Below are 5,675 nucleotides of genomic sequence, written 5' to 3'. Positions count from 1 at the left end.
TTCTCCTGTCGGGTCGGACCCGGACGCGCGGCGCCGGCGAGATACAGCGGGGCGCTGTGGTGCACGAATGGCAGAGGCACGAATTCGGTAAACCCGCCGGTCCGTTCCTGGATACCGCGCAGCGTTCGTAGGTGTGCCACCCAGTGGGACGGCGCGTCGACGTGGCCGTACATCATCGTGGAACTGGAGCGGATTCCCACCGAGTGCGCGGTTTCGACGATGTTGATCCATTCGGCCGCGGGTAGCTTCCCCTTGGTGAGGATCCAACGCACGTCGTCATCCAGAATCTCGGCGGCGGTACCTGGGATCGAGTCCAGGCCTGCTTCCTTGAGGCCGGTGAGCCATTCGCGTACGGACAGTCCGGAGCGGGAGGCGCCGTTGGAGATCTCCATAGGGCTGAATGCGTGGACGTGCATCCCGGGGACGCGGTCCTTTACTGCGCGGACCAGGTCCGCATAGCCCGTGACGGGCAGATCGGGGTCGATTCCGCCCTGCATGCATACTTCGGTGGCCCCGGTGGTGTGGGCCTCGAAGGCGCGGTCGGCGACTTCCCCGGGCGACAGCGAGAACGCATCCGCGTCGCCCTTACGCTGGGCGAACGCGCAGAAGCGGCAGCCGGTATAGCAGATGTTGGAGAAGTTGATATTGCGGTTGACGATGTAGGTGACGTCGTCGCCGACCACGTCCGCACGGATCGAGTCCGCCAGCGCGGCCAGAGCGGCGAGTCCGTCGCCATCGGCTCCGGCGAGCGCAAGATATTGGGCGTCGCTGAGCCCGGCAGGATCGGATTCGGCGGCGCGCAGCGCGGCAAGCACCTCGGAGTCGGCGCGCCCGGGAGCGGATGCCCCGGCGGCCTCGGCGGCGCCGATGCGGGCCGCTGCCTCCCTGATCGCGTCCCAGTTCCCGAAAGCCTGGTCGATGTCGGAACGGGTCTCGGTGCGGCGGCCCTCGGTATCGATGGATTCGCCGAGATCGATGCGCCCGAACGACTCGAAGGACTCGTCGGGCTCCTGCCAAGGCATCGGGGACGGCGAGCGGGACCCACCGTCCTCGGCCGGCGCGGCGAGGCCGCGGGAATCGGCGAGCGCCGCGACGTGCCCCGACACGCGCGGATCGATCCACGCGGCCCCTGCAGCGATATACCGCGGATGCACGGTGAGCCGCTCGCGCAGTTCGAAGCCGAGATCGGCGCAGATCCTGGACAAGTCGTCGAGGTGCGGCCAGGGACGCTCGGGGTTGACGTGGTCCGCCGTCAGAGGCGAAATGCCGCCGAAGTCGTCGATCCCGGCGTCCACGAGAAGCGCGATCTCCTCGGCGTCGACGAGGTTCGGCGGCGCCTGCACGGTGACGCGCGGGTCGAGCACGAGGCGCGCGCAGGCCACGGCGGCGAGGTAACCGTCGAGATCGGCGTCAGGGGTCGCGGCCATCGCGGTCTTCGGCTTGGCGCGGAAGTTCTGGACGATGACCTCTTGGATGTGGCCGAACTCGCGCGACAGCCGCGCGAGGTCGGCGATCGATTCGGCGCGCTCGTCGAGCGTCTCCCCGATCCCCACAAGGATGCCGGTGGTAAACGGCACCGCGAGACGCCCGGCATCGGTGAGCGTACGCAGGCGCACCTCGGGATCCTTGTCCGGCGAACCGTAGTGGGCCTCGCCGGGCTCGGTGTACAGGCGGCGCGAGGAGGTCTCGAGCATCATTCCCATAGACGGCGCGACGGGCTTGAGGCGCGACAGTTCCGCCCAACTCATCACACCCGGGTTGAGGTGCGGCAGCAGGCCGGTCTCCTCGAGCACGCGGATAGCCATCGCTCGCACGTAGTCCAGCGTCGAATCGTAGCCGCGCGCGTCGAGCCACTCGCGCGCCTCGGGCCAGCGATCCTCCGGCCGGTCCCCGAGCGTGAACAGCGCCTCCTTACAGCCGAGCTCCGCGCCCCGGCGCGCGAGATCGACTACCTCGTCGGGCTCCATGAAAAGCGGCGTCCCCTCGCGGCGCAGCACGCCGGGGCTCTTGACGAAGGTGCAGTAGTGGCACCGGTCGCGGCACAAGTGCGTGAGCGGAATGAATACCTTGCGGGAGTAGGTGAGCACGGCCGCGTCGCCGGAGGCCTCTGCGCCATCGTTCAGTTTCGCGTCCCGCTTGCGTGCCGCCGCCGCGGTGAGCCGGCGCAGGTGCTCTCCGCTCGCGTGCAGGAGGATGGCGATTTCCTCCGTGGACAGGGCGAGCCCGTTCTCCGCTCGTTTGAGACAGCGGCGAATGGCGGAATCCGTGACCCCGTCTGTGACCTTCGCCGTACTCGCCGGCGAAGCGGCTGGTTCGCGTCGTGCGTCGTGCGATCCGTTGTTCATATGCGCCATGGTGCCCCAACTTACCGCCGTAGTGTCGTTAGGCTGGTGGCTATGCCTGCTCATTATCGGGATTCCTCCACCCCCGAGCCGCCGTTCAGCTTCGCATATGCCAGCGGCGACGCCCCGACTCGCCCCCGGCACGCCGCCCCCGATCCGGACGACGAATTCGACCCGCACGAGTCGCAGGAAACCCCCACATATGACGGCGGAGTTCCGCCTCACCCAGGCGCCGCCCACGCGGCGGGCGAGGCTCGGGAGCCCGGCGAGCGTCCAGAGCCAGGCGAGGTTGCCGAGCCCGGCGACGTTCCCGACGGAGAGGTCTCCCCTGCCGCCGCCCCTGGATTCGATCTAGAGGAGTACCTCGAGCACACCGAGGTATCGATCCTCGAGCCGCGCTACCGGGTGAGTCCCAAGGCGCCGATTGCCTGGACGCTCGAATCGATGTGGTCGATCATCATCCTCATCGCTTTGCAGGTCGGGTGGTATTTCTGGGGCGATAACGTGATGGCGTTCTGGAACTGGGTTGCCGCCGCGGCCACCGCGTGGATCGGGTTTTTCTCGCTCGTCGTCGCACCGACGTGGCGCTACATGGTCGCCCGATGGGACTTCTCGGAAACCGCAGTGTTCGCCAAGTCCGGCTGGTGGACCCACCAGTACCGGATCGCACCGCTCGGCCGGTTGCAGACGGTGTACACCAAGCGCTCGATGTTCGAGCGGATGCTCGGCCTCGCCTCCGTGGTCGCCTCGACCGCCTCCGCGCACGGCTCGGTCGAGATCAAGGGGCTTCCGCTCGCCGACGCGGAGACCCTCGCGGATCACTTGCTCAAGATCGCCGAACTCGACGAGGGTGACGCGACATGAGCGCCCCACAGCAGCTGCGGCAGCAGGAGCAGAACCGCTCCGCGACTTCCTCGGGCCGCAGCGCGCTCGACCTCTCGAACGCCACCTGGCATCGCCTGTCCTGGCGAATGCTGCTCGTCGACCCACTGGGGATGCTCACCAGGCTCTCGCCGATCTTCGTGATCTCGCTGTGGCTTGGCACCAACCGCGATAACTACTGGTTCGAGTTCGGGCTACTCGGGCTCATCATGTTCATCGCCTTTACGCGATGGATCTCGACCTCGTATTACATCGGCGACACGCACATCGTGCTGCGCAAGGGCATCTTCACCCGCAATCAGGTGACGATTGCGCGAGAACGCATCCGGTCGGTCGACACCGAATCCGACCTGTTCCACCGGCTGCTGCGCGTCTCCATCGTCGAGGTGGGCACAGGCCAGCAGGATTCTTCGAAAGACGCCGCCGGCAGGTTCCGTCTCGATGCCATTGCCTCCTCCGCCGTCACGCCTCTGCGTGAGGAACTGCTCAAGCACATGCGCGCCGCCGGGATCGACCCGGCCCATCCGGATCTGCAGGCCGGGCACGCGGGCGAGGATATCGCGCGCTGGAAACTCAGTTGGTCGCGGTTCGCGCCGTTCTCCCCGATCGGTTTCGGTGTGCTGTTCTCGCTGTGGCTCATCACGTTGCAGATGGGCGATATGCAGCAGCGGCTGCTGGAGCTCGGCCCTGTTGTGTCGCTGCGCGCGGAATTCACCGAGCTCGGCCAGCCGCGCACGCTCATCGCCGAGGCGCTGTGCCTGTGGCTGGTGGCCGGGCTGTTCGGGATGGTTGCGTACGCGATTCGCTACGGCAAGTACGCGCTCATCGACCAGGGCCGCGTGTTGTACGTGCAGAACGGCATCCTGCGGCGCAAACACATCGCCCTCGACAAGCAGCGCCTGCGTGGCGTCGAGATGCGCCTGCCGGTGTTCATCAGGCTTATCGGCGGTGGGCGGCTCGAGCCGATCATGACCGGCACCAAGCGCGGGGGGAACGCCTCTACGCTGCTTCCGCTCGCGCCCCGCCGCGATGTGCGCCGCGTCGCCGAGTACGTGCTCGACGACGAGGCGCCGGTGCGCACTCCCCTGCGCAAACATTCGGCCGCTGCCAAGCGCCGCCGCATTACCCGCGGGCTCATCCCGTTCTGGTTCCTTCTCGCGCTGGCGGTGCTGTTCCGGCTCGAACGCGGGGAGACCGTCGACAAGTGGATCGCGTGGTTCATCCTCCCCGCGCTCGCGTTCTTCCTCCTGCTGTCGTGGGATCGCATCCGCAACATGGGTCACAACATCGTCGGCGGGCGGCTCGTCACGTCCTCGGGTTCGCTTCAGGCGAAGCGTTCGGTTCTCGACGCGGACGGGATTATCGGCTGGCAGGTCTCGCAAACCCCGTTTCAACGCTGGTCGAAGGTCGCGACCGTGCGTGCGGCCACGCCCGCCGGTCAGGGCGTCTACGGAATCCTCGATATGCAGGCCGACGAGTCGTGGGCGCTGGCGGAGGCGATCACGCCCGGCATCACCGCCGAGTGGGGCACGATCATCAGCTACCCGCGCGACGGAGGGGCGCCAAGTATTTCGGCCCCGGCTACGTCGCAGCCGCCAAGCGCCTGAACGAGCGGATCTGCCCCCAGAACACGGGGACGGCGAGCCCGCCGATGAGCAGCAACAGCCCGCGCCCACTCGGCGGGACGGGCATGTTGCCGCCCGGGCCGAGGTGCAGGCAGATCAGCGTGAGCATCCACACGATAAGCGGGAACGCCTGCACGACGAGCTTGGACGACCATTTGCGCGCCTCGGCAACCATCCAGGTGTTGAGCACGGCGGCCGCCAGCGCCGAGATCGGCACCGGCAGCGTTATCCCCGAACCGAATTCGGGCGTGCGCAGGAACAGGTATGCCGCCTCGATCACGCACGACACCGACGCCGCGATCGTCAGGCACACAAGCGCGTAGGAGAGCCCGATCACGGATGGAGGCGCGGGATCGGCGGCGGCGCTGGATTTCTCTTCGCCTGAACGGCCGGCGTCGCCCGCGGCTCCGCTCTTTTCGCCTATGACGGCGGACGTGCCTTCACTCATGTGGCTGCCCTCCTCGAGTACCTTCGAGATCGTCGACAAGCCCCTCCCATACCGGCGGAAGCGTGCCGCCGTCGGCCGCGGACGCGGCGCCACCCCGGACCGGCCTCGTCGACTCCGGATCGAGGACAAGCGGATCCCTGCGCCACGAGCGCCCGGCGTCTCCGCCGTCATGGGCGGATTCTGCGGTGCCGGCGAGGTCGAAGGACACATAGTGTTCGCGGACGGGCAGCTGCTGGCAGATGTTGTTGGTGAGCGCCAGGTGGGTGGGCATGGCATCGGTGGCCGGATCGGGATGGAGTTGCAGCTGCGTGGCGTGGGCGGCGAGCGCGGCGTCGCGCCTGGCGCGGATCTGCGCCGGCAGCTCGACCACGTGGGTCA

The 5,675-nt window shown here is 67.8% G+C and carries 4 protein-coding genes and 1 pseudogene; 2 read left to right on the top strand and 3 right to left on the bottom strand.

What is annotated here, in order from left to right:
• A partial coding sequence (locus tag K8V11_RS05185) for a bifunctional FO biosynthesis protein CofGH (protein WP_303911373.1) occupies positions 1–2,354 on the bottom strand: 2,354 nt, incomplete at its 3' end.
• Positions 2,355–2,396: 42 nt separating this feature from the next.
• Here K8V11_RS05185 and K8V11_RS05180 point away from each other — a divergent pair.
• Both K8V11_RS05180 and K8V11_RS05175 read left to right on the top strand, forming a co-directional pair.
• Positions 2,397–3,206, top strand: a complete 810-nt coding sequence (locus K8V11_RS05180; protein ID WP_303911372.1) for a PH domain-containing protein — start codon at positions 2,397–2,399, stop codon at positions 3,204–3,206.
• The gene (locus K8V11_RS05175; RefSeq protein WP_303911371.1) at positions 3,203–4,831 is read left to right on the top strand and encodes a PH domain-containing protein; all 1,629 of its coding nucleotides are present in this window, start codon (positions 3,203–3,205) and stop codon (positions 4,829–4,831) included. The genes K8V11_RS05180 and K8V11_RS05175 overlap by 4 nt, the downstream gene beginning before the upstream one ends.
• Here the strand turns inward: K8V11_RS05175 and K8V11_RS05170 are convergent.
• Together K8V11_RS05170 and K8V11_RS05165 are read right to left on the bottom strand one after the other, a co-directional pair.
• Positions 4,806–5,297: a hypothetical protein gene (locus K8V11_RS05170; RefSeq protein ID WP_303911370.1), complete on the bottom strand. Its 492-nt coding sequence runs from the start codon at positions 5,295–5,297 to the stop codon at positions 4,806–4,808. The two genes, K8V11_RS05175 and K8V11_RS05170, sit on opposite strands and share 26 nt — an antisense overlap.
• Positions 5,290–5,675 (bottom strand): annotated as a pseudogene (locus K8V11_RS05165) (hypothetical protein); the annotation flags it as partial. The pseudogene K8V11_RS05165 and the gene K8V11_RS05170, both read right to left, overlap by 8 nt.

Origin of the sequence: Dietzia timorensis, from assembly GCF_020742175.1 — a bacterium.
Taxonomy (GTDB): Bacteria; Actinomycetota; Actinomycetes; order Mycobacteriales; family Mycobacteriaceae; genus Dietzia; species Dietzia timorensis_A.
Note: the sequence above shows the minus strand (reverse complement) of the source record. Positions and strands in the feature narration are given on the sequence as shown.